Source organism: Streptomyces sp. NPDC004051, from assembly GCF_053604275.1.
Map to the genome: position 1 here is coordinate 1 of NZ_JBSGHG010000025.1, position 22845 is coordinate 22845.

19 protein-coding genes are annotated in these 22845 nt (G+C 71.8%); 11 read left to right on the top strand and 8 right to left on the bottom strand.

Translation table 11 applies throughout. From position 1 onward, the window contains the following. Window positions 1-470 precede the first annotated feature (470 nt). Complete coding sequence (locus ACWEQO_RS23505; RefSeq protein ID WP_452985098.1) at window positions 471-1490, bottom strand: SEC-C domain-containing protein; 1020 nt, start codon at window positions 1488-1490, stop codon at window positions 471-473. Window positions 1491-1849: 359 nt separating this feature from the next. Here ACWEQO_RS23505 and ACWEQO_RS23510 point away from each other — a divergent pair, with 359 nt between their 5' ends. The 4 genes from ACWEQO_RS23510 (at window position 1850) to ACWEQO_RS23525 (ending at window position 7296) form a co-directional block, all read left to right on the top strand. Continuing rightward, window positions 1850-5065, top strand: a complete 3216-nt coding sequence (locus ACWEQO_RS23510; RefSeq protein ID WP_452985099.1) for an alpha-L-rhamnosidase — start codon at window positions 1850-1852, stop codon at window positions 5063-5065. Between the two features lie 123 nt (window positions 5066-5188). Next, window positions 5189-5539 (top strand): DUF6412 domain-containing protein, encoded by a 351-nt coding sequence (locus ACWEQO_RS23515; protein ID WP_361449199.1) that lies wholly within the window; start codon window positions 5189-5191, stop codon window positions 5537-5539. A gap of 119 nt (window positions 5540-5658) precedes the next feature. After that, window positions 5659-6396 carry a YidC/Oxa1 family membrane protein insertase gene (locus ACWEQO_RS23520; RefSeq protein WP_452985100.1) on the top strand — a complete coding sequence of 246 codons (738 nt, stop codon included), beginning with the start codon at window positions 5659-5661 and terminating at the stop codon, window positions 6394-6396. A gap of 345 nt (window positions 6397-6741) precedes the next feature. After that, entirely contained in the window at window positions 6742-7296 is a 555-nt protein-coding gene (locus ACWEQO_RS23525) for a DUF2231 domain-containing protein (protein WP_452985101.1), read from the top strand. 101 nt (window positions 7297-7397) lie between these two features. Here the strand turns inward: ACWEQO_RS23525 and ACWEQO_RS23530 are convergent, their stop codons facing one another. From ACWEQO_RS23530 to ACWEQO_RS23540, 3 genes are all read right to left on the bottom strand, one after another. Further along, window positions 7398-8369 (bottom strand): rubrerythrin family protein, encoded by a 972-nt coding sequence (locus ACWEQO_RS23530; RefSeq protein ID WP_452985102.1) that lies wholly within the window; start codon window positions 8367-8369, stop codon window positions 7398-7400. A 413-nt stretch (window positions 8370-8782) separates the two neighbouring features. Next, window positions 8783-9277 (bottom strand): heme-degrading domain-containing protein, encoded by a 495-nt coding sequence (locus ACWEQO_RS23535; protein WP_452985161.1) that lies wholly within the window; start codon window positions 9275-9277, stop codon window positions 8783-8785. A gap of 38 nt (window positions 9278-9315) precedes the next feature. After that, a complete protein-coding gene (locus tag ACWEQO_RS23540) occupies window positions 9316-10395 on the bottom strand; it encodes a Gfo/Idh/MocA family oxidoreductase (protein WP_452985103.1) in 1080 nt (359 codons plus the stop codon). A gap of 88 nt (window positions 10396-10483) precedes the next feature. On the opposite strand from ACWEQO_RS23540, the gene ACWEQO_RS23545 reads away from it, so the two are divergent. From ACWEQO_RS23545 to ACWEQO_RS23565, 5 genes are all read left to right on the top strand, one after another. Beyond that, a complete protein-coding gene (locus ACWEQO_RS23545) occupies window positions 10484-11656 on the top strand; it encodes an ROK family protein (protein WP_452985162.1) in 1173 nt (390 codons plus the stop codon). 118 nt (window positions 11657-11774) lie between these two features. Further along, the gene (locus ACWEQO_RS23550) at window positions 11775-12485 is read left to right on the top strand and encodes a hypothetical protein (RefSeq protein WP_452985104.1); all 711 of its coding nucleotides are present in this window, start codon (window positions 11775-11777) and stop codon (window positions 12483-12485) included. Between the two features lie 108 nt (window positions 12486-12593). Beyond that, the gene (locus ACWEQO_RS23555) at window positions 12594-13373 is read left to right on the top strand and encodes an HAD-IIA family hydrolase (protein ID WP_361449216.1); all 780 of its coding nucleotides are present in this window, start codon (window positions 12594-12596) and stop codon (window positions 13371-13373) included. A gap of 115 nt (window positions 13374-13488) precedes the next feature. Further along, window positions 13489-14001, top strand: coding sequence for a hypothetical protein (locus ACWEQO_RS23560; RefSeq protein ID WP_452985105.1), 513 nt, complete (start codon window positions 13489-13491; stop codon window positions 13999-14001). An 8-nt stretch (window positions 14002-14009) separates the two neighbouring features. Further along, complete coding sequence (locus ACWEQO_RS23565) at window positions 14010-14738, top strand: class F sortase (protein WP_452985106.1); 729 nt, start codon at window positions 14010-14012, stop codon at window positions 14736-14738. 83 nt (window positions 14739-14821) lie between these two features. Here ACWEQO_RS23565 and ACWEQO_RS23570 read toward each other — a convergent pair whose 3' ends face one another. After that, window positions 14822-15232 carry an SRPBCC family protein gene (locus ACWEQO_RS23570; RefSeq protein WP_361449225.1) on the bottom strand — a complete coding sequence of 137 codons (411 nt, stop codon included), beginning with the start codon at window positions 15230-15232 and terminating at the stop codon, window positions 14822-14824. A 37-nt stretch (window positions 15233-15269) separates the two neighbouring features. Further along, window positions 15270-16280 carry an aldo/keto reductase gene (locus ACWEQO_RS23575; protein WP_452985107.1) on the bottom strand — a complete coding sequence of 337 codons (1011 nt, stop codon included), beginning with the start codon at window positions 16278-16280 and terminating at the stop codon, window positions 15270-15272. Window positions 16281-16427: 147 nt separating this feature from the next. On the opposite strand from ACWEQO_RS23575, the gene ACWEQO_RS23580 reads away from it, so the two are divergent. Continuing rightward, window positions 16428-17354 carry a LysR substrate-binding domain-containing protein gene (locus ACWEQO_RS23580; RefSeq protein WP_452985108.1) on the top strand — a complete coding sequence of 309 codons (927 nt, stop codon included), beginning with the start codon at window positions 16428-16430 and terminating at the stop codon, window positions 17352-17354. A gap of 156 nt (window positions 17355-17510) precedes the next feature. Continuing rightward, window positions 17511-18551 carry a glycoside hydrolase family 6 protein gene (locus ACWEQO_RS23585; RefSeq protein ID WP_452985109.1) on the top strand — a complete coding sequence of 347 codons (1041 nt, stop codon included), beginning with the start codon at window positions 17511-17513 and terminating at the stop codon, window positions 18549-18551. An 85-nt stretch (window positions 18552-18636) separates the two neighbouring features. Here the strand turns inward: ACWEQO_RS23585 and ACWEQO_RS23590 are convergent, their stop codons facing one another. Both ACWEQO_RS23590 and ACWEQO_RS23595 read right to left on the bottom strand, forming a co-directional pair. Then, window positions 18637-20577 carry a galactose oxidase-like domain-containing protein gene (locus ACWEQO_RS23590; RefSeq protein WP_452985110.1) on the bottom strand — a complete coding sequence of 647 codons (1941 nt, stop codon included), beginning with the start codon at window positions 20575-20577 and terminating at the stop codon, window positions 18637-18639. Further along, window positions 20574-22625 (bottom strand): glycosyltransferase family 2 protein, encoded by a 2052-nt coding sequence (locus ACWEQO_RS23595; RefSeq protein WP_452985111.1) that lies wholly within the window; start codon window positions 22623-22625, stop codon window positions 20574-20576. Before ACWEQO_RS23595 ends, ACWEQO_RS23590 begins: the two co-directional genes overlap by 4 nt. Window positions 22626-22845: the final 220 nt, after the last annotated feature.

Genomic DNA, 22845 nt, shown 5'->3' on the forward strand with positions numbered 1-22845 from the left:
CTGACCACTGCTCGTCTGAAAGATCCCCTCGCCCCACACCGAGATCATCACGACGCAGAACAAGGGGATCCAGGCACTTTCAAAACACGCCCTAGGACTTCCGACCCACCACTCGCCACTGCGGCAAGAGGCTGGGGCCTCCCCGAGCGCGTCTGTCAGGGACACGGACCGGCAGGGCCCGGGAGCCGCAGGCCACCGGCCCCAGGCCGCATCTCCGCACCGACACTCCCGCATCCAAACCGGGTCGGCCGAAGTCGCCCGACAGGAGCGGCTTCTGTTTCCGCTGCCGATCACAGTGTCGTGTCGTTGTCCGTTCCCTCAGGGATTGGCCCGACGTGGCTCTCGGAACCGTCGTCTCACCGGCTCTCATGCATCCCGCCGAAAGCACCCGGCCCGAGCGGTCCTTCTCGTGACGGTCGTCGGGTTCTCCGTGGGGTGGGGGCAGGGGTGTCATCCCGGGGGTTCGTCGGTCAGGTGCCGTGGCACTGCCCGTACGGGCGGTCCGAGCCGCACCAGCAGGGCGCCGACCGCTGTGGCGGCCAGGGCACGGCCCGGCCGCGGGCGGCCAGGGTGGTGGCGTACTGGGGGAGGAGGTCGGTGTCGTCGGGGGTGGTGGCCTCGGAGGCGGCGAAGGCCTCGTAGGAGGGGACGGTGCCGGTGACGACGCCCAGGTTGAGGGTGCCGGAGGCGGCGAGTTCGCGCAGGGCCGTCTCCGTCGTGGCCAAGTGCTCCTGGTGGGACGGGTACTCGGCGGCGAGGGAGGGGTACGCCTGAAGGAGCTCGGCCAGTTCCGGGGCCGGCCAGTGCAGGATCGCCACCGGGAAGGGGCGGGACAGGGCGGTGCGGTAGGCGCCCAGTTCCGCGCGGAGGCGGGAGATCTCCGCCTCCAGCTCCGCCGGGTTCTCCGAGCCGAGCGACCAGACGCGCTTCGGGTCGTGGAGTTCGTCCAGGGTGACGGGCAGGTTGTGGACGGTGTCGGCGAGGGCGTCCCACGCGTCGTGCGGGACGCCCAGCATGCGGCGGACCCGGTGGCGGCCGAAGAGGAGCGGGTGGGTGGGGGCCGGGGGTTCCGGGACGTCGGTCAGCAGGAGGCGGACCGCCTCCGTCAACGTCTCGTGCGCCGCCTCGAGTTCGTCGTGCGTCTCCAGGGACTCCGCGACGACCACCCAGGGGGCGGGGTCGCGCGGGGCCGCGGTGCGGATGCCGTCGATGATCGCGCGGGCCTCCGCCTCGTGGCCGTACTCCCACAGGTTCGAGGCCTTCAGGGCGCGGACCAGGTGCGGGTTCTCCAGCTCCGTCCGCCCGGTGCCGGAGGCCAGCAGGCGGTCGTAGAGAGCGGCCGCGGCAAAGCGGTCGCCGGAGAGTTCGAGGTGGGCGGCGGCCCGCAGCAGCAGGGCCTCGGCGTCCTCGGGATACAGGCCGGCGGTCCGCTCCAGGCGGGCCGCTTCGGCGGTGTGGTCGACGTTTTCGGCGGGCGTGTCGGGGCGCATGGGTGACACCGTACTGCCGACGGGTGACGGAGAAGAGACCGCCGCAGGTCGGCGCTCTGCCCCGGGGGTGGACCGGGGCTCCCGTTCGCATGGCTCGGTGTGGAGGAGTGCGGGGCCGGTGTTCGTTCCGTTCCGGGAGGTCACGCCGTCATTTTTTTGATCATCTTGAAAGGGTTCAATTCTCCTCTCCCTGGCCGGACGGAGCCTCCTTTGCCGCTTCCATCGTTTACTCGACGGGTATCGGGAAAGGCCGTGCAAGCTTATTGACGGGTGTCTCGCGTCTCCTCTACGTTCGCGTGAATCGATTCATCATCGATTGATCCTCTACGACTCACCCTCTCTCCCTCTATGGAGCCGCTGTGATCAGTAGAAGGAACATCCTCGCGGGCGCCGCAGCTACGGCGGGCGCCGTGGCCGCGGGAGCGGTGCCGGCGGTGGCCGCGCCCTCCGCTCCGGGCAAGGGGAGAAGCGTGTTACGCGTGGCGTCCCCGACCGTCGAGTACGTGCGCCGGCCCCTGGGGCTGGACGTGGCCCGGCCGCGCCTGAGCTGGCCGTTGACCGCGGCCGCCCCGGGGCAGCGGCAGAGCGCCTACCAGGTGCGCGTCGCGTCGAGCGCCGCCCGCCTGTCCCGCCCGGACGTGTGGGACAGCGGCAGGGTCGCCTCGGCCGAGTCCGTTCTTGTCCCCTACGACGGACCCCGGCTCGAACCGCGTACGCGCTACCACTGGTCGGTGCGCGTCTGGGACGCCGACGGAGCCGTCTCGCCGTGGAGCGCGCCGGCCTGGTGGGAGACCGGCCTGATGGACGAGGCCGAGTGGTCCGCGCGGTGGATATCCGCTCCGGCCTCCCTCACGGAAGCGCCCTCCCTGGAGGGCAGTTCGTGGATCTGGTTCCCCGAGGGCGAACCGACGCAGAGCGTTCCGGCTCAGACCCGGTGGTTCCGTCTCTCCGTCGACCTCCCGGACGCCGTCACCGCGGCCACGCTGGTGCTCAGCGCGGACGACCTCTACGTCGCCTCCGTCAACGGCACCGAGGTGGCGAGCACCGCCACGGACCAGGACGAGTCGAGATGGCGCCGCCCGGACGTCATCGACGTCCTCGCGCACATACGCCCCGGCACGAACGTCCTGGCCGTCTCCGCGACCAACCGCACGGTCGGTCCCGCCGGCCTCATCGGCGTGCTCGCCCTCACCACGGCCTCCGGCGAGCGCAGGATCCTCACCGACGGCGCGTGGAAGACCACCGACCGGGAACCGGCCGACGGCTGGCGCGGGCAGGACTTCGACGACACCGGGTGGCGGGCCGCCCGGGTGGCCGCCGCCTGGGGCGCCGGACCGTGGGGCGAGGTCGAACCGGTGCTGTTCGCGGCCCACCAGCTCCGCCACGAGTTCCGGCTCCCGCGCAAGAAGGTCGCACGCGCCCGCCTGTACGCCACGGCCCTCGGCGTGTACGAGGCCCACCTCAACGGCAAGCGGGTGGGGCGCGACGAACTGGCCCCCGGCTGGACCGACTACACCAAGCGCGTGCAGTACCAGACCCACGACGTCACCGACGCGCTCCGCCCGGGAGCCAACGCCCTCGGCGTCCACCTCGCCCCCGGCTGGTACGCGGGCAACATCTGCTGGTTCGGACCGCACCAGTACGGGAAACACCCGGCGCTGCTGGCGCAGTTGGAGGTCGAGTACGCCGACGGGACGAGCGAGCGCATCAGCACCGGACCGGACTGGCGTGCCGCCCCGGGACCGATCGTCTCCGCCGACCTGCTGGCGGGCGAGACCTACGACGCCCGCAAGGAGACGGCCGGGTGGACCTCGCCCGGATTCGACGCCGGGACGTGGCTCCCGGTGCGTGACGCCGGGGCCGACGCCGACGTCACCGTCCCGCCGCGGATCGTCGCCCAGGTGGACGGCCCCGTACGCGTCGAGCAGGAACTCCGCACCCGGAAGGTCACCGAACCCGAGCCGGGCGTCTTCGTCTTCGACCTGGGCCAGAACATGGTCGGATCGGTGCGGCTGCGCGTGTCGGGCGAGGCGGGGACCGCGGTGCGGCTGCGGCACGGCGAGGTCCTCAACCCCGACGGCACCCTCTACACCGCCAACCTGCGCTCGGCCGCGGCGACGGACACGTACATCCTCAAGGGGACCGGCACGGAGGTCTACGAGCCGCGCTTCACCTTCCACGGCTTCCGTTACGTCGAGGTGACCGGATTCCCCGGCAGGCCGTCGGCGTCGGCCGTCACCGGGCGGGTCATGCACACCTCCGCGCCCTTCACGCTCACCTTCGAGACCGACGTGCCGATGCTCGACCGGCTGCACCGCAACATCACCTGGGGGCAGCGCGGCAACTTCCTCTCCGTCCCCACCGACACACCGGCCCGTGACGAACGACTGGGCTGGACCGGCGACATCAACGTCTTCGCGCCCACCGCCACCTACACGATGGAGTCCGCCCGCTTCCTCACCAAGTGGCTGGTCGACCTGCGCGACGCGCAGGCGTCCGACGGCGCGTTCACGGACGTGGCCCCGACCGTCGGCGACCTCGGCAAGGGCACCGCGGGCTGGGGGGACGCGGGGGTCACGGTCCCCTGGGCCCTGTACCGGACGTACGGCGACCGACAGGTCCTCGAGGACGCCTGGCCCTCCGTCCGCGCCTGGCTGCGGTACCTGGAGCAGAACAGCACCGGCCTGCTGCGCCCGGCCGCGGGATACGGCGACTGGCTGAACGTGTCCGACGAGACGCCCAAGGACGTCATCGCCACCGCCTACTTCGCGCACAGCGCCGACCTCGCGGCCCGCATCGCGACGGAACTGGGGGAGGACCCCGCCCCCTACGCCGACCTCCACGCACGCGTCCGCACGGCGTTCCGGGCGGCGTACGTGAGCGCCGACGGCCGGGTGAAGGGCGACACCCAGACCGCCTACGTCCTCGCCCTGGCCATGCACCTGGTCCCGGACGCCCTGCGCGAGGCCGCCGCCGACCGGCTCGTCGCCCTCATCGAAGCCAGGGACTGGCACCTGTCGACCGGATTCCTCGGCACCCCGCTCCTGCTGCCCGTCCTCACCGACACCGGCCACACCGAGGTCGCCTACCGGCTGCTGCACCGGCGCACCTACCCGAGCTGGGGATTCCAGATGGACAAGGGCGCCACCACCATGTGGGAGCGCTGGGACTCCCTCCAGCCGAACGGCGAGTTCCAGTCCCCGAGCATGAACTCCTTCAACCACTACGCCTACGGCTCGGTGGGGGAGTGGATGTACGCCAACATCGCCGGCATCGCCCCGGGCCGGGCGGGCTACCGGCAGATCGTCATCCGCCCGCGTCCGGGCGGTGAGGTCACCTCCGCCCGGGCCACCCTCACCTCCCTCTACGGCCCGGTGTCCACCGCCTGGGAGCAGCGGTCCGGCCGCTTCCGGCTGTCGTGCGGCGTGCCGGCCAACACCACCGCCGAGGTGTGGATCCCGACGGACGACCCCGACCCCGACCGCGTCACGCACACCCACGGCGCCTTCGTGCGCGCGGAGAACGGCTTCGCCGTCTTCGAGGTGGGCTCGGGGAACCACCGGTTCACCGTGTGACGGCGGTACCGTGAGGCGGCCCGGTGCGAGGGGGAACCGTCGTACCGGGCCGGACGTTGAGAGGGTGCCGGGACCGGACTGGACCGGACCGGCGCGAGGCGGGGACGAGGGGAGGGGCGGCCAGTGGTCCGTGGAGTGATCCGTGGGCGGGTGAAGGCGCGTGCCGCCTTCGCCGTGTTGCTCCCGCTGCTCCAGGTCGTCCTGCTCGTGCTGCCGGCCGCCGGAGGACCGTCCGGCCTGTCCGGTCTCTCCGGCACCGTCGCGCTCGCCGCGACCACCGTGGCCGCCGCCGCGCTCACCGTGTGCGCCGTCGTCCTCGCGCGCTGCGCGCCGCCCGTGCCGCCCACCCGGGTGCGTACGGCCCTGCGCGACCGGGACCGGCGTACCGCCTTCCTGCCGCAACGCGACCCCGACGCCCGGGGGCGCACCCGGCCCAGAGCGCCCGGACACGCCCTCCCGGCGACCGCCGCGTAGGGCACCGGTACCCGTGGGTCCGGTTCAGGTTCCTCATCACGCGTGACCCCGCGCGGGTCGTCATGCCGCCGTTCAGCACTTCCGTCCCGGCACGACGAGACCCCCCGGAGGGCTCACCCATGTCCGTCTTCGCCAGCCTGGTCGAGCAACTGGCCGACCTGCTCCAGCCGTTGTTCGGCCTCTCCGCGGCCGCCGCCGCGATCGTCCTGTTCACCGCGTTCATACGGCTCCTCGTCCACCCGCTGTCCCGGGCCGCAGCGCGCGGCCAGCGGGCCAGAGCCGAACTCCAGCCGAAGATCGCCGAGTTGCGGCGCCGGCACGGCCGGAATCCGGAGAAACTGCAGAAGGCCGTACTGGACCTGCACGCGCGGGAACGGGTCTCGCCGCTGTCCGGATGCCTGCCGAGCCTGCTGCAGCTGCCCGCGTTCTTCCTGCTGTACCACCTGTTCTCGAGCGACACGATCGGCGGGCGGCCCAACGGACTGCTCGGGCATGAGCTGTTCACCGCGCCGCTGGGCGGACGCTGGGCCGACGCGCTGGGCGACGGGGGCCCGTCGGGAGGGCCGGGGCTCGTGTACGCGGGGCTGTTCGGCGTCGTCGTGGTCGTCGCCTTCTTCGGCTACCGGCTCACCAAGCGGTCGATGGCGGCGAACGCGGCGCTGTCCGGCGGCTCCGGTGCGTCGGGGACGGGTGGCGCGGTGGAGCAGCTGCCGGGGATGGGCGCGGTGACCAGGGCGATGCCGTTCATGTCGTTCCTCACCCTGGTCACCGTGGCCGTGGTGCCGCTGGCCGCCGCGCTGTACATCGTCACCAGCACGGCGTGGAGCGTGGTGGAACGGGCCGTCCTGTACCGGTGACGCTCCCCGACCCTGGTCAGGGCCGGGGCGCCGGGATGAGGAGCGGGTGGGTGGCGGGCGGGAGGCTCCGGGACGTCGGTCGGGAGGAGCAGGAGGAGGCGGACCGCCTCCGTGAACGTCTCGGACGGCCCGCACCGGTGCGGGTGCGGACGGTCGTCCCCGGCCGACGGGTGTGCGGGCCGTGGCCCTGCCCGTCGGCCGGTCGGCTGCCCATGAGGGCCTGCCGGGTGGCCGGGCGCTGCTCCATATGCGCGCCCCCCTCGCGCGCGGACGCATCTGTCACAGAATGGCTGGAATGACGGGCTTTCGTGTGAATGTTCCTTGTTGTTCGTGGGAGGTGACCTCGTGGATGTAGGGCTGATCAACGGCCTCCCCAGCCACCCCCTCCTCGTTCACGGCGCAGTGGTGCTGGTCCCGCTGACGGCGTTGGCGCTCGTGGTCTGTGCGCTGTGGTTCTCGGCGGCGCGCAGGCTCAGCTGGGTGCTGCCGGTCATGGGGCTGGTCACTCTTGCCCTGGTGGTGCTGACCACCGAATCCGGCGAGTGGCTGGAGGAACGGGTGCGGGAGAGCGCGCTGGTGGAAGAGCACGCCGAGATGGGGTCCGGTCTCACTCCGTGGGCGATCGCCCTGTTCGTGCTGACGGTCGCCGTCTGGCTGCTCGGCCGTGCCGGCCTCCGCCGGGAACGAGACCGCGGCGGGGAGGCCGACAGTCCCGCCGGGGGCGGGGCGTCCGCCGTGGCCCGGACGGCTTCTTCGGTTTCGGTGCGCGTCGCGGCGCTGGTGATCGCCCTGGTCGTGGCCGTCGGCGCGGTCATCCAGGTGTACCGGATCGGTGACTCGGGTGCGAAGGCGGCCTGGCAGGGCCGTTTCTCGACGAACCAGCTCGACACCGGGCGGTGACGCGGCGACAGCAACGCCGGAGGCGGTCCGGCCGACCCGGGTGAGGCGTCGGCCGGACCGCCGCGCGTGACGCGTGCGGCCTCCGGGGGTGACCAGGGCGGTCAGCGCAGCTGGTCGAGCGCCTTCTGGAAGGCGGCGGCGTGCCGGGTCTCGTCCGCGGCGGTGTCGCGGAAGAAGCGGGCGGCGGCGGTGTCACCGACGGCGGTGGCCCGCTCGGCGAACCCCGGGTACACCTTGGTCGCCTCGTGGCGCTCCCCGGTGACGGCCATGCGCAGGTTCTCCCTCGTCGCGCGGACCAGGCCGGCCAGCACCGCCTCGCCGGCCAGGTGCTCGTGCAGTTCGACCTTGGCCGTGCCCTCCCACAGGCGGGCCAGCGCGGCGTTGCCGGTCTGCTGGGCGTGGGCGGCGAAGAGCATGTACTTGGCGTGGGCGAGCGCCTCGCCGTGCAGGGCGGTGTCCAGGTTGGCCTTGGTGCGGGCGGCCTTCACCTTCGGCGGCCCGGCGGGCACCGACACCACGTCGGCCTTCGGCGGCGCCGGGACGGTGCCGTGGCCGGTGGTCACGACCGTCAGTGCCGTGCGGAAGGCGTCGCGATGGCGGCCCTCGTCCGCGGCGAGCTCGCGGAAGAGCTCCGCGGCCTTCAGGTCCCCGTCCTGCCGGGCCTGGTCGGCGAAGCGGCGGTACATGACCTCGTGCTCGTAGGTCTCGCCCTCGATGGCCTGGCGCAGGTTGGCGGCGTTGCCGCCGACCAGGCCGAGGAGGGTGGCCGCCTCGTGCAGGTGTTCGTTCAGCTCGGTCTGCGCCGTGGTGCGGAAGAGGCGGGCGACGGCCGGGAGGCCCTGGCGGTCGGCCTCGGCGGCGAAGAGGCTGTAGGCGGCGTGGGCGTAGGCCTCGCCCTGCAGGGTGGTGGTCAGGTCGGCGATGGTCCGTGCCTGCAGGGCCCGGCCGGCGGTGTGCGGTGTCGGTTGCCCTCCGGTCGGGGCGGCCAGCGCCAGGGCCGGCGCCGCCGGCACGGCGGTGGCGGCCAGCGCGGACAGACCCACTACGAGCGTACGTATCGAGCAATGGGACACGAGATGCTCCTTCCGGGACGCATCCTTCTGGCTGCGAACGCTCCTCATGTCACCCGCACAGGCACACCACCGCCCCTTCACGTAACCCACCCGGGTGAATACACACAGTCACCACGCGCCTTTTCGTCGACCTGCTCCGGTGTCGGGGTGCGCAGGTCCTTCGCGGGCAGCTCGGATGCGTCTCCGGGCACCGAGGATCCTCGGGCGGACGGAGATCGACGGGACGCCGAGGGAACACCAGGGCCTGTCCGGCGGATCACGTCGGAGGAAAGGGACGGCGCCCTCATCAGCGCCGGTGAGCGGGGGCGATGGGAGCGCCCCCGCTCGAGCGAAGCCGGGCGTGGGGGAGAGTGACGACAACGCGGCAGACGTGCGTGCCGGACCCCGCGTCCGCGGCATGATCCGCCGGACAGCTAGTCGGCCAGGAAGTGTTCCAGCGCTTCCACCACGAGCTGGTGGTCCTGGAGTTGGGGGAGGCCCGAGACGGTCACCGCGCCGATCACGCCGACGCCCTCGACGGTGATCGGGAACGAACCGCCGTGGGCCGCGTAGGTGTCGGGGTCCAGGCGCGAGGACTCCTCGAACGTCGTGCCCTTGGCCCGGTGCCGGGCGCCCACCAGGTACGACGCGGAGCCGTACCGCTCGACGACCCGGCGCTTGCGGGCGATCCAGGCGTCGTTGTCGGGGGTGGAGCCGGGGAGGGCGGCGTGGAAGAGCTGCTGGCCCGTGCGGTGGATGTCGATGGCGACGGGGGCGTCGCGTACCCGGGCCAGGTCGACGAGGAACGAGCCCAGGTCCCAGGCGTCCTCGTGGCTGAACCGCTGGAAGACCAGGCGGCGTTCCTGCGCCTCCAGTTCCTCCAGGCTGGGCTCTTCCAGGCTCGGCTCTTCGGTGCTCGGTGCTTCCACGGTCGGCTCCTCCTCGCCGGGGGTGGGTTCGGGCCGGGTCACAGGGTCACCGTCACCTTCTCGTCGGCCGAGCGCCGGGCCGCCTCCAGGACGTCCAGGGCGGCGGCGGCCTCGCGCGCGGTCACCGGGTTGGGGCCGCCTTCCCGGAGGGCCTTCGCCACGGCTGTGTAGTAGGCGGGGTAGTCGCCGGGCAGGGTCGGCTCGGGGCTCCCGCCGCCGGTCACCGGGGACTCCCCGGAACCGACGCGGCCCCACAGCTCCTCCGGCTCGGCGCCCCAGCCGGCGCCGGCACCGGCGCCGGGGCGCAGGCCGTCGCGCAGGGCGGCCTCCTGGGGGTCGAGGCCGTGCTTGACGTAGCCCGCCTTCGAGCCCAGGACGCGGAAGCGCGGGCCGAGCTGGGCCGTGGTCGCGGAGACGTAGAGGTGGGAACGGACGCCGTTCGCGTGGGTGAGGGCGATGAAGGTGTCGTCGTCGGTGCGCGCGCCCTCACGGCGGGTGTCCACCTCGGCGTACACGGAGGTCACCGGGCCGAAGAGGACCAGCGCCTGGTCGACGACGTGGCTGCCGAGGTCGTAGAGCAGTCCGCCGATCTCCGCGGGGTCGCCGGACTCGCGCCAGCCGCCCTTGAGCTGCGGCCGCCAACGCTCGAAGCGGGACTCGAACCGGTACACATCGCCGAGTGTGCCCTCCGACACCAGCTTGCGCAGGGTGAGGAAGTCGTTGTCCCAGCGGCGGTTCTGGAAGACGGACAGGAGCAGGCCGCTCTCCTCGGCGAGCGCCGCCAGCTCGCGGGCCTCGGCGGCCGTGCCGGCGACGGGCTTGTCGACGACGACCGGCAGACCGGCCTTCAGAGCGGTGGTGGCGAGCGGGACGTGCGTCCTGTTCGGCGACGCGACGACGATCAGGTCCAGCTCGGCGGCGCGCTCGAAGAGCTCGTCCGGTGTCGCCGCGACGCGGACGTCCGGGAACTCGGCGCGGGCCTGCTGCTGCCGCTCGGGGTTCGAGGTGACCACCGTGTCGAGCGCGAGGCCCTCGGTCGCGGCGATCAGCGGGGCGTGGAACACGGAGCCTGCGAGGCCGTAGCCGACGAGGCCGACGCGGAGGGGAGTGCCAGTCATGCCCCTACTTTCGCAACGCTGTTGCCAAAGTGCAAGCGCGGGGGAGAATGAACGGGTGAACAGAACGTACGGCGGTATGCGGGACGGTATGCGGGACGGGACGGGCGGGGTCAATCTGCTCGCCCTGCGCAGCCACAACACCGCGCTCGTGCTCGACCTGCTGCGGACCGCCGGGGCGGAGGGCATCAGCCGGCTGGAACTCGCCGAGCGGACCGGGCTCACCCCGCAGGCGGTCAGCAAGATCACCGCCCGGCTGCGGGCGGAGGGGCTCGCGGCGGACGCGGGACGCCGGGCGTCCACCGGGGGCAAGCCCCGCACGGTGCTGCGGCTGGTGCCGGAGGCGGGGCACGCGGTGGGCGTGCACCTGGACCGGGACCGACTGCGGGCCGTCCTGGTCGACCTCGACGGGACGGTCGTGGGGGAGCGGAGCGCCCCCCTGGACCTGGGCGCGGGGGCGGAGGCGGTACTGGCCGGAGTGGCCGGAGTCGTCACGGGGCTGTGGACCGCCGGGGAGGGAGCCACCGGGCCCGTCCCCGCCGGGGATGAGCCCGTAGGGGACGGGCCCATAGGGGACGGGCCCGGTGCGCGCGTGCCGCCCCGGCCCGCCCTGCTGGGTGTCGGGATCGCCCTGCCGGGGCCGCTCGACCACGCCCGGGGCGTGCTGCACCGGGTGACCGGCTTCCCCGAGTGGGACGGGTACCCCCTGCGGGACGCGCTGTCGCAGCGGCTCGGCGTGCCGGTCGTCGTCGACAAGGACACCAACGCGGCGGCGCTGGGCCTGGCCGTCGACGGCGAGGGCGGCTCCTTCGCCTACCTGCACCTCGGTACGGGGCTCGGGGCCGGGCTGGTGATCGGCGGCAGCGTGCACCGGGGGCCGCGGACCGGGGCGGGGGAGTTCGGCCACCAGGTCGTCCAACTGGACGGGCCGCGCTGCGGCTGCGGCGACCGCGGCTGCATCGAGGCGCTGTGCCTGGCCGCCGTGGCGCGGGGCGACACGGACGAGGCGGCGCGGGTGCTGGGCGTCGGCGCGGCGAACCTGGTGGGCCTGCTCGACATCGACCGAGTCCTGCTCGGCGGCCGCACGGTCGAGGCCGCCCCGGAGGCGTTCGCGCGGGGCGTGCGCGCGGTGCTGGACACCCGGGCCCGGCGTACGGGCGACACGGCCGTGCCGGTACGGGTCGCCTCCGAGGGAAGCGGCGGGGTCGCCGAGGGGGCGGCCCAGTCGGTGCTGGCGCCGGTGTTCGGGCGGGGCGACGGCTGACCGGAAAGCGGCGGGCGGGGCGGTGCGCTGCTCCGGGCGGGGGGAACCATGGGGCCGTGCGGGGGTGTTCGGGCGTGTCACCGTGCCGTCCGCCCGCCGACCGGCAAGGTCATACGGTATGCGACTCCGCACTCCCGCGTCCCTCTTCCTGGCGGTGCTGGCCGCCGTTCTCCCCACCACGGCCCAGGCCCGGACGGAAGCACCGCCGCCCGCCTGCGCCACCGAGGAGGACGTCGACTTCCCCCTCACCGCCCGCATCCACGGCGGCCCGGACACCTACCGGGCCGGCGGCGGCCACGGCACCTGGTACCTCCGGCTGACCAACACCACCGACCGTGCCTGCGGCGGCATCCACCCGGTCGTCGTACTCGTCGACGACAAGCGGGAGTTGCGGGCCTCGCAGTCGGTGCTGGAGTTCTATACGCCGGACCGGGAGCAGCCGCACCCCGTCCGCTTCGAGACCACCGACGAGGACGAACTCGTCGGCGCCTTCGTCGACGAGCAGGCGGGCTTCGAGGGGTACACCGTCGAGCCCGGCCGGACCCTCACCGTGAAGGTGCGGCTCGCGTTCACGTCCGACGCCGCGGCGGGCGAGGTCGTCGCCAAGGCCGCCGTCGTCCAGCGGCGCGGGGACGACGGCGACTGGGTCGGACAGTCGGACGACTACCGGTTCCGGATCGAGAGGGGGCCCGGCGAGGAAGCCGGTGGCGCCGGCCCCGACGAGCTCGCCCGCACCGGTGTCGGCGCCGCCGGGAAGCTCCTGACCGTCGCCGCGGTGGCACTGCTCACCGGGGGACTGGCGGCGACACCGGCCCGCCGGCGCCGCTGAGAGCTCCCGGTGTCCTCGTGCCGTGCCACACCGGGCGTTCCCGCAAGATCCGGGCATGTCTAGGCTGGGGCAGGCAGGAAGGACCGCGTACGGCAGGAGAGCTCGCACATGGCAGACCGCAAGCCGATCGAATCGTGGCTCACCGACATGGACGGGGTGCTCATCCACGAGGGTGTGCCGATCCCGGGGGCCGACGCCTTCATCAAGAAGCTGCGTGAGTCCGGGAAACCCTTCCTGGTGCTCACCAACAACTCGATCTACACCCCGCGCGACCTGCACGCCCGGCTCCGCCGCATGGGCCTGGACGTCCCGATCGAGAACATCTGGACCTCGGCGCTCGCCACCGCCCAGTTCCTGGACGACCAGCGTCCGAACGGCTCGGCGTACGTCCTCGGCGAGGCCGGTCTGACCACCGCGCTGCACGACATCGGCTACATCCTCACCGACCACGAACCCGACTACGTGGTCCTCGGGGAGACCCGGACCTACTCCTTCGAGGCCATGACGAAGGCGGTACGGCTGATCAACGACGGCGCCCGTTTCATCTGCACGAACCCCGACGAGACCGGCCCCTCCGCCGAGGGCCCGCTCCCGGCGACCGGCGCGGTGGCGGCGCTGATCACCAAGGCGACGGGCCGGCAGCCGTACTTCGCGGGCAAGCCGAACCCGCTGATGATGCGCACCGGACTGAACACCCTCGGCGCCCACTCCGAGACCAGCGCGATGATCGGCGACCGCATGGACACCGACGTACTGGCCGGCATGGAGGCCGGGATGAGGACGTTCCTGGTGCTCACCGGTCTGACCCGGCCCGAGCAGGTCGAGAACTTCCCGTACCGGCCGTCCCAGGTCCTGGACTCCATCGCGGACCTCGTCGACCTCGTCTGACCGCCACACGTAAAACCCCGCAGACCCCGATGTCACCCGTACGGCGCAGCACCGCATCCCTGCGGATGCGGTGACCTGCCCGGCGCGGCACGCTCCCGGTGTCTGGAGGTGCACGATGGGTTCTGTGCGACGCGCTCTCTGTACCGGCGTCCTGGCGGCCACCGCGCTCACCCCGGCGGCGCACGCCGCGGACGGTGCGGACGGGGTGCCGGTGACACCGGCGACCCCGGCCCCCGGCACCGATGCCACCCTCGAGGTGGCCGAGCGGACCGCGGTCGCGGTCTCCTCGGCGTTCGTCTCCGAGGTCCGGCTCACCGTCGCCGACGGCGTACTCACCGGCGAGAGCCGGGTCCGCTCCACGCTCACCGCGGCCACGTACCCCGTACGGGTCGACTGCGGGAAGAGCGCCCGCCAGGGCGCGATCACCGTCGCCCCCGCCGCTGCCCCCGCCGCCTCGCCCGTGGCCCCCGTGGACGCGGGGGGCGGGGGAGCCGCCCGGACCGTAGCCGCCGACGAGTCCGGGGAGGGGCCGGGCACGGCGCAGACGGCGACCGGACTGTTCCTCGCCGCTGCCGCGACAGCGGCCGTCATACGCAGCCGCGTCCGGCGGGACCGCGGAACACACTGAGGCCGGCGATGACCGATCATCACCAGAGCCAGAGCCAGAGCCAGAGCCAGAGCCAGAGCCAGAACCAGAACCACAGTCACAACCACAGCCCGTCCGGTGTCGGGCGGCTGCTCACCGGGACGGCCTGGGTGGTCCTGCTGCTCGGGCTCTGGCTGTGGGGCCGTGAGGGAACCGATCTGCGCCCCGGCGTGTCCGGACCCGCCACGGGCGACATGGCGGCGGCCGGCCGACCGCCCCGGATGGAGCTCCCGCCCGCCCACCGGCCGCTGGACGAGGCGCCGCCACGGCGCCTGGACATACCCGGTCTGGACGTCCGGGCACCGGTGGTGGCCCGCGGCCTGGACGAGCGGGGCGCGCTCGACCCGCCGCCGTTCGACCGGCCGGGCACGGTCGGCTGGTATGCGGACGGGGCGGCGCCCGGGGCGTCCGGCACCGCGCTGGTGGTGGGGCACGTCGACACCGAGACCCGGCCCGCCGTGTTCTACGAGGTCAGCACGTTGCAGCCCGGCCAGAAGATCCGGGTGGTCCGCGCGGACGCCGAGGTCGCCGAGTTCACCGTCGAGGACGTCCAGGTCCTCCCCCGGGACGGTTTCGACGCCCGGCAGGCCTACGGACCCCGCCGCTCCGGCCGGGCCGAACTGCGCCTGGTCACCTGCGGCGGCGCCTACGACCGGGCGCGCCACCACTACACGGCCAACGTGATCGTCTCGGCCTACCTGACGGACACCGCCACCTGACGCCGGCCACCTGTTCCGGTCGGCGACTCGCCCCCTCGCGGCCGCCGACCGGACTGCTCCCGGACCGCGCGGGAGGCCGCGTCTCACATCTCGTGTTCCTTCAGTGCGGCCAGTCCCTCGGAGTAGATGCCGTGGAACAGGGCGATCGCCTCCTCCTCGCTCGTCCCCACCGGTGTGAAGGTGCCGGACCACTCCACGCGGCTCCGTCCGCCGGGCACCTCGTGCACGGTGAGGGTGGAGCGGTAGCCGGTGACGGGGAACGGCGCCCGCAGGATGGAGTAGCTGTAGGTGCGCGCCCGGTCGTCGAACGCCTCGAGGCGTTCGACGATGACGTCGCCCTCCTCGTTCGAGAGGCTGCGGACGCGGCCGCCCTCGCTGAGCCTGCTCTCGGGAATGTAGGGCAGCCAGTCGGGCAGGGAGTCGAAGCCGCCGATGAGCTGCCAGACGCGCGCGGCGGGCACGGGGAGGTCGAGGGTCGCGGTGGTGGTTGCCACGGTTGTTGTCTCCTGAAGGGGTGGGGTGAGGAAGGGGTCATGCGCCGGGTACGGGGGCGTCCTGAGCGATCAGCCCCTCCGCGCGCAGGGCCGTCCAGAAGGCCGGCGGGACCTTTTCGCCGAGTGCGGCGACGTCCTCCGCGAGGCGGCTCGGCCGGGAAGCACCGGGAACGGCCGCGGCGACCGCGGGGTGGGCGAGGGAGAACTGCAGCGCTGCGGCCTTGACGCCGACGCCGTGCTGCCCCGCGAGTGCCTTGATGCGGTCCACCTTGGCGACGACCGGTTCGGGGGCCTTCCGGTACTCGAAGTGCTGCCCGCCGGCCAGGACTCCGGAGCTGTACGGTCCGCCGACGACGATGTCGACGCGCTGAGCGCTCGCGGCCGGCAACAGGCGCTGCAGGGCGCGCTCGTGGTCGAGCAGTGTGTAGCGGCCGGCGAGCAGGAACGCGTCCGGCTTCGGCTCGTCGAGGTCCAGCGTCAGCTCCAGGGGCTCGACCCGGTTGACGCCGAGACCCCAGGCCTTGATGACGCCTTCGTCACGCAGTCGCTGCAGTGCCCGGAACGCTCCGGTGCGGGCGGTCTCGTATGCGGCGAGCCACTCGTCGCCGTAGAAGTCCTGAGCGACGTCGTGCACCCACACGATGTCGAGGCGGTCCGTCCTCAGCCGCTCGAGGCTGTCCTCGACGGAACGCAACGTGGCGTCGGCCGAGTAGTCGTTGACGATCTTGTTGGGGCGTCCGTGTGCGAAGAGTCCGCCCTTCTCGCCCAGGTCGCGGGCGGAGGGGTCCTCGGCCTCGTCGAGGATGACGCGGCCGACCTTCGTGCTCAGGACGAACTCGTCACGGGGGCGGCCGGCCAGTGCTTCACCCAGCCGGATCTCGGACAGACCCGCGCCGTAGAAGGGCGCGGTGTCGAAGTAGCGGATGCCGTTGCTCCAGGCGGCGTCCACGGTGGCGGCGGCCTCCTCGTCGGGGATGGCCCGGAACATGTTGCCCAGCGGTGCGGTGCCGAAGCCCAGGCGGCCGGGCAGGAGAGACGTGACGGACACGGTGGGGATCCTTGCTGTGAGAGCTGCGACGGACGGGGTGCGTGCGCCCCGGGCGCGGTCCGTCGGTCTGATGTGTCCGAGGCTAGGAACTAGAGTTGAGACTGTCCAAGACTTACTTGGACTGACTTGAGTCCTTCGAGGTCTTACATGCTTGACCTGCGGCAACTCCGCTACTTCGTCACCGTCGCCGAGACCGAACACGTCGGTCGGGCCGCCGAGCGGCTGCACATCTCCCAGTCGCCGCTCAGCCGGCAGATCGCGCAGCTCGAACAGAACCTGGGCCTCACCCTGTTCGAACGCGGCCAGCAGAGAATCCGGCTCACCCGGGACGGCCATGTCTTCCTGGCCGAAGCCCGCGCGCTGCTGCGGCATGCGGACCGTCTGGAGAACCTGGGCCGCCGACTGGGCCGTGGAGAGGAGGGCGGCCTGTGCATCGGCTATGTCGCGGACGCCATGCACACCGGCACCCTGCCCAGCGCGCTGCGCACTCTGCACGGCGAACGCCCCGGCGTCCACATCGCGTTGCACAACCTTCCGCCCGCCGAGCAGTTCGAAGGCCTGCGGCAGCGCAGCCTGGACATCGCGCTCGTCCATGAACCTCCGGGCGCGGACGACCCCGACCTCCTGGCCGCGCCCCTGCTCGAGGACCCGTTGCTGCTCGTCCTGCCCGCGGGGCACCCCCTCGCCGACCAGGGGGAGGTGACCCCGGGTGACCTCGACGGACAGCCGTGGATCGCCGTCGAGAACGCCCAGGACCCCACCTGGCGGGACACCTTCGTCGCCACCTGCACGGCAGCCGGCTTCAGGCCCGACATCCGCCTCGACGCCGCCGAGCCGCTGACCGCGCTCGGTCTGGTCGCCTCCGGGCTCGGACTGGCCCTCGTGCAGAAGAGCATGGTCCGCGCCACCACCGAGGAGGTCGCGGTGCGCGAGCTTCCCTGGCACGAGGCGTGTGTCCAGCTGTGGGCCGCATGGCACCGGGTCGACCTGCGCCCTCTGGTGGCTTCGTTCCGCGCGACCGTCCTGGGCACCGGCGGCACCGGCGGCACCGGCGGCACCGGCGGCACCGCCTGAGGCGGACGCCCCCGGTCCTCCCGGCCGGGGACATCCGCCGTACTCCGGGCTGTAACAGGTCGCGGACAAGACGGGCCAGGCCCCATGGGTGACGCGGGGTGTATGTCAGGATTGGGGCTCGGAAGGCTTGGAACAAGTGCACCCAAGGGGGGTTGGATGTACGGCAGCAGGGGGGTCGGGGCGTTCGCCGGGAGGCGGGCGTCGGCAGCGGTACTGGGGGCCGCGCTGCTGATCACGGGCTGTTCCTCCGGTGACGGCGAGGGGGACGACTCCGGCAAGGGCGCCGACGCGGGGATCACGCAGCAGCCGAAGGGCGCCAGCCCCTTCTGGGTCAACCCGGAGGGCAACGCCGCACAGCAGATGGCCGACCTGGAACAGGACGGCAAGAAGGCGGAGGCCGAGCAGATCCGCAAGATCGCGGAGCAGCCCACCGCCGAATGGATCAGCCCGGAGAACCCGGAGGAGCAGACCCGCGGCTTCACCGAGGCCGCCGACAGGGCGGGCCGGACCGCGCTGCTGGTCCTCTACAACATCCCGCACCGGGACTGCGGCCAGTACTCGCAGGGCGGCGCCGCCGACGGCGACGCCTACCGCTCCTTCGTCGACGGTGTGGCCAAGGGCATCGGGGACCGCGCGGCGACCGTGATCCTGGAACCCGACGCGGTGCTCCACCTGGTCGACGGCTGCACGCCGGAGCAGTACCACGAGGAGCGCTACGACGTCCTCAACGACGCCGTCGACACGCTCAAGGGCCTGAAGAACACCACGGTGTACCTGGACGCGGGCAACGCCGGCTGGGGCAGCCCCGACCAGATCCACGAGCCGCTGAAGCGGGCGGGCATCGACAGGGCCGACGGCTTCTCGGTGAACGTCTCCAACTTCTACTCCACCGAGGACTCCATCGCCTACGGCAAGAAGCTCTCCGCCAAGGTAGGCGACAAGCCCTTCGTGATCGACACCAGTCGCAACGGCAACGGCCCCTACACGCAGGGCGACGCGGCCGAGCGCTGGTGCAACCCGCCCGGCCGCGCCCTCGGCGAGACCCCGACGACCGAGACCGCGGACCCGCTGGTGGACGCGTACCTGTGGGTGAAGCGGCCCGGGGAGTCGGACGGCGAGTGCAAGGGCGGTCCGAAGGCCGGCGAGTGGTGGGAGGACTACGCGGTGAAGCTCGCCGAGGCCGGCGCCGGCGACTGACCACTGCGGCGCCGTACGCAGGAGCACGCAGAGGAAGGGGGCGCCCCCACCGTGGGGGGCGCCCCCTTCCTCTGCGTGCCCGGCGTCAGGGCACCTGCACCCACTGGGCCTTGCTGGGGGTGCCGTCCGCGTCGGTGGCGAACAGCATGTACCAGCCGGCCTGGACCAGGTTCCGGCTCCCCGGGACCGTCACCTTCAGCTTGTCGCCGTCGGCCTCGAAGTCCAGGGCGATGGAACGCTGGTCGATGTCGGTGACGTGGGTCGAGGCGCTCGGCCGGATCAGCCGGACGTTCTTGATCGACCCGGCGTCCTTCGAGGTGAACGTGGCGGAGCCGCCGCGCTCGACGGTCTTCGGACCGCCGGTCAGCTCGGGCTGCTCGGTCTCGCCGTACAGGTACGGCGGCGTGTAGATCTCGATGCGCTGTTCGAACTTGCCGGGCTTGGTGTTGGCCTTGTCGCCGTAGAGCGAGTCCGAGCCGAAGAACATCACGCGGCCGTCGGGCAGCAGGATCGAGCCGGCGTGGTAGTTGCGGCCCACCAGCGGGTCGGCGACGCGCTTGAACTCGTTCTGGGCCGTGTCGTAGATCCGCGCCTCGAGGATGTTGGAGTCGCTGCGGCCCCGGTAGTCCTCCGAGCCGCCCGAGACCAGGATGTTGTCGTCGGGCAGGATCGAGTACTGCGGGTAGCGGGTTCCCTTGTCCAGCGAGGGTCCGTCCACGAAGCGCGGTGCGTCGGCCTTGAGGTCGACGATCCGGGTCTTCTCGCTGGCCTTCCTGGACTCGCCGACGCCGCCGCCGCCGATCACCATGTACTTCTCGTCCTGCGCCGGCGGCAGCAGCACCGTGCCGGACGTCTCCATCATGTCGGGGTCGCTCAGCCCGGGTATCTTGTCGAACTTGTTGGTCTCCACGTCCCAGACGCCCGGGTCGCGGCCCTCGTCGGCCGGTCCGTACCCCGCGTTCGAACCCGAATAGAAGACCTTGCCGTTCTGCATCAGGAACAGCGCCGGGTAGGTCGGGAACTGGCGGACCTTGTCCGTGTAGGTCCACTTCTTGGTCTCGGGGTCGTAGATCTCGTTCTTGCCCGGGACCAGCTGGCCGATGTCGTCGAGGCCGGAGACGCTGAGGATCTTGCCGTCGCTCAGGGTGGTGAGCGTCGGGTACCAGCGGGCCTCCTTCATCGGGTCGACCTTGATGTACTTCTCCGCCACCGGGTCGAACTCGAAGGCGTCGTCGATGCCCTGGAAGTCCTTCTTGTCCAGGGCGAGCTTCTCGGCGATGCCGTACGTGTTCCGCGCGTCCTCGCCGGTCAGGCCCTGCACGGTGTAGTTGTCCTGGGTGCCGGTCTCGTACTTGGCGCCCTCCTTCTGCGCCTCGACGTAGGTGCGGCCGTAGCCCGGGGTGTTGCCCAGGAACTCGCCGGTCTGCTTGTCGAAGTTCTTCTTGGCGCGCGGGACGAGCACCGGGTCCTTCGAGACGAAGGTCTTGCCGTTCTCCTTGCCGACGAACCTGGTGCCCGCCGGCAGGGTGATCGGCTTGTCCGGGTTCTCGTTGTGGACGACCATCAGGCCGCCCGCCTTCGTCACGTCGCCCTTGAGCTTCTCGTACCGCTTGGTGCCGCCGGCGATCAGCAGGTTGCCGTTGGCGAGCTGGGTGTGGCCGGTGCAGAACAGGTCGCTCGGCGTCGGCACCTTCTTGATGGTCTTCTTGACCGGGTCCCAGATCCGCGTGTCGTACTTCTTGGCGTCGAAGTTGTCCTTGTTGTTGCCGGAACCCGCGACGAGCAGCACCTTGCCGGTGTGCAGCAGCGCCGCGTGGATGGTGTTCTGGCGGTACTCCTCCGGGAACTCGACGATCTCCCAGCGGCCGTTCTCCGCCTTGTACTCCGGCTTGTTGATCTTGTACTGGTGGTATTTCTCGGTCCCGAAGCGGTACAGCCACGGCCCGTTCATTCCGGCCAGCGCGAGCACCACCGTCGTGCCTATCGCGATCCGACGGGCGCGACGGCGGCCTGCACGGTCGTTCATTCCTTACGTCCCCCAAGTCCACCCAGAGCGATCTGCATCGTCTGGTCGTCACCGGGGTGATGGCCCCCGGTACCTCCTGGCCCGCCGGGAGTCCCCGGCCCTCCCGGTCCGCCGTGGGCGCCGGCCCAGCCGGGCCGGTCCTGCGGGGCGTGGGGCGCGTGGTGCCCGTGCTGCTGCGGCGTCTGCGGCAGCTGCTGGGTCCGGGGCTCCGGTGCGGAGTCCTGTGTCCGGCCCGCGGAGTGCGCGCCGGGCTTCTTCCTGTCCTGGCGCATGCCGTGGCGCCAGGCGAACATGGGCGCGGCCGTGATGAGCAGGGCGAACGTCGCCCAGATGACCATGGCCGGGTGCGAGTGTCCGTAGACGAATCCGGCGGCGATGGAGCCACCGAAGATCAGGATGAAGTACCAGTGGTACCGGAAGGTTCCGAACCAGGTGTCCGGGCTGGCCGAGTCGCCCTTCGGGGTGACCACGAACTTGCTCTTCCTGCGCAGCACGGAGTCGATCAGCGCCTTCGCGTAGAGCGGCGCCGACAGCGCGGACATCACCATGCCGGCCACACCGCCGGAGCCCTCCGGCTCGTGCGGGGAGACGTTGTGGCGGCGGTTCCAGACGTAGAGGCCGATCTGCAGCGCGGAGGCGTTGCCGTAGAGCATCAGCCAGACCGCGGGGTCGATGTTCACACCCGAGGCGCCCAGGCCCAGGAACAGCGCACAGCTCAGCGCCGCCAGGATCCAGTTCAGGGCCGACATCGGATAGAAGATGATCATCATGGTGTAGTTGAAGAGCTTGCTCGGCGGCAGCGAGTAGAAGCCCTTCCAGTACTGTCCGATGATCGTCTCGTACGTACCGCGCGACCAGCGCATCTGCTGGGTGAAGAAGTCCGTCCAGGCGTTGGGGCCCTCACCGACCGCGAGCACGTCCGGGGTGTAGACCGAGCGCCACTTCCTGCCCGTCGCCGGGTTCTTGGCCCGGTGCATCTCGAAGCCGGTCGCCATGTCCTCGGTGATCGAGTCGTACAGGCCGCCGATCTGCTTGAGCGCCTTGATGCGCACGGCGTTCGAGGTGCCCACGAACATCGGTGAGCCGTAGCGGTTGCCGGCCCGCTGGATCAGCGCGTGGAAGAGGAACTGCTGCGACTCGGCGGCCTTGGTGACGAAGTTGTCGTAGTTGCCGTAGACCTGCGGGCCGATGACGAAGCCGACGTCCGGGTCGCGGAAGAAGCCGAGCATCCGCTCCAGGTAGTTCGGCAGCGGTACGTGGTCGGTGTCGACGGAGGCGAAGAAGTCGTAGTCGTCACCGTGCGCGTCCAGCCAGGCGTTGTAGTTGCCGTGCTTGGTCTTGGCGCGGTGCGGGCCCTTCTTCTGGTTCCACTCCGCGACGCCTTTGCGGGAGAAGTGGTGCACGCCCAGACGCGCGCACACCTCTTTGACCTCGGGGTCGTCGCCCTCGTCGAGCAGCCAGACGTGCATGGTGCCCCGGTGGCGGATCTTCACCGCCGCCTCCAGGGTCTTCGTCACCATCTCCAGCGGCTCCTTGCCGGGCACGAAGGAGGTGAGGAAGGCGACCCGGGTGCCGGTCTCCGGCACCACCGGGACCGGGTCGCGGGCGACCAGCGTGGCGTGCGCGTTCGACAGCACGTTCATGCAGCGGAAGAACTCGATCAGCCCGATCGAGACGAGCATCACCATGTCGAGGGCGGGCAGCCAGTCGAACGCCGGGTAGTCCCGCTCCGTCCAGTGCGCGGGCTGCAGCAGCCACACCAGCAGCACCAGCGACAGCAGCGGGGCCGCGGCCAGCATCAGCGCGATGCGGATGCGGTGCGGCTCCTGCGAGATCAGCGAGCGGTACTGCACTCTGTAGGGCTTGTTCGGATCGGGCTGGGTGAGGGGGCCCGAGAGCCGGCTGTAATGCTCGTAGTCGTATTTCGGCAGCGTCTTCTTGATCCGTCGGAACGCGCCCGTGTTTCCGGTCCGGTGCGCAGGCACCCTGAGCTGGGTGGTCCGGGACGGATCGTTGTCCCCCTGGGCGCCCGTCGGCGTCGACGTCATGAATCATCCCCCCACACACGGCTCGCCGTGTGTTTTCGTCGCTTGCTGCCACCCGTGCCCGGCCCCCCTCGGCCGTCCCAGGTGTGTCGGTGGTGTCAGGGGTGTCCCTCTGTCACCACGGCCCCACACCATATAGACACGATATGGCGTTCTTTCGGTTGCATGATGCCCCCGCCGGCGGTGCTCCGGAAAACGGGACCTCTCCCCCCGTACCGTCCGC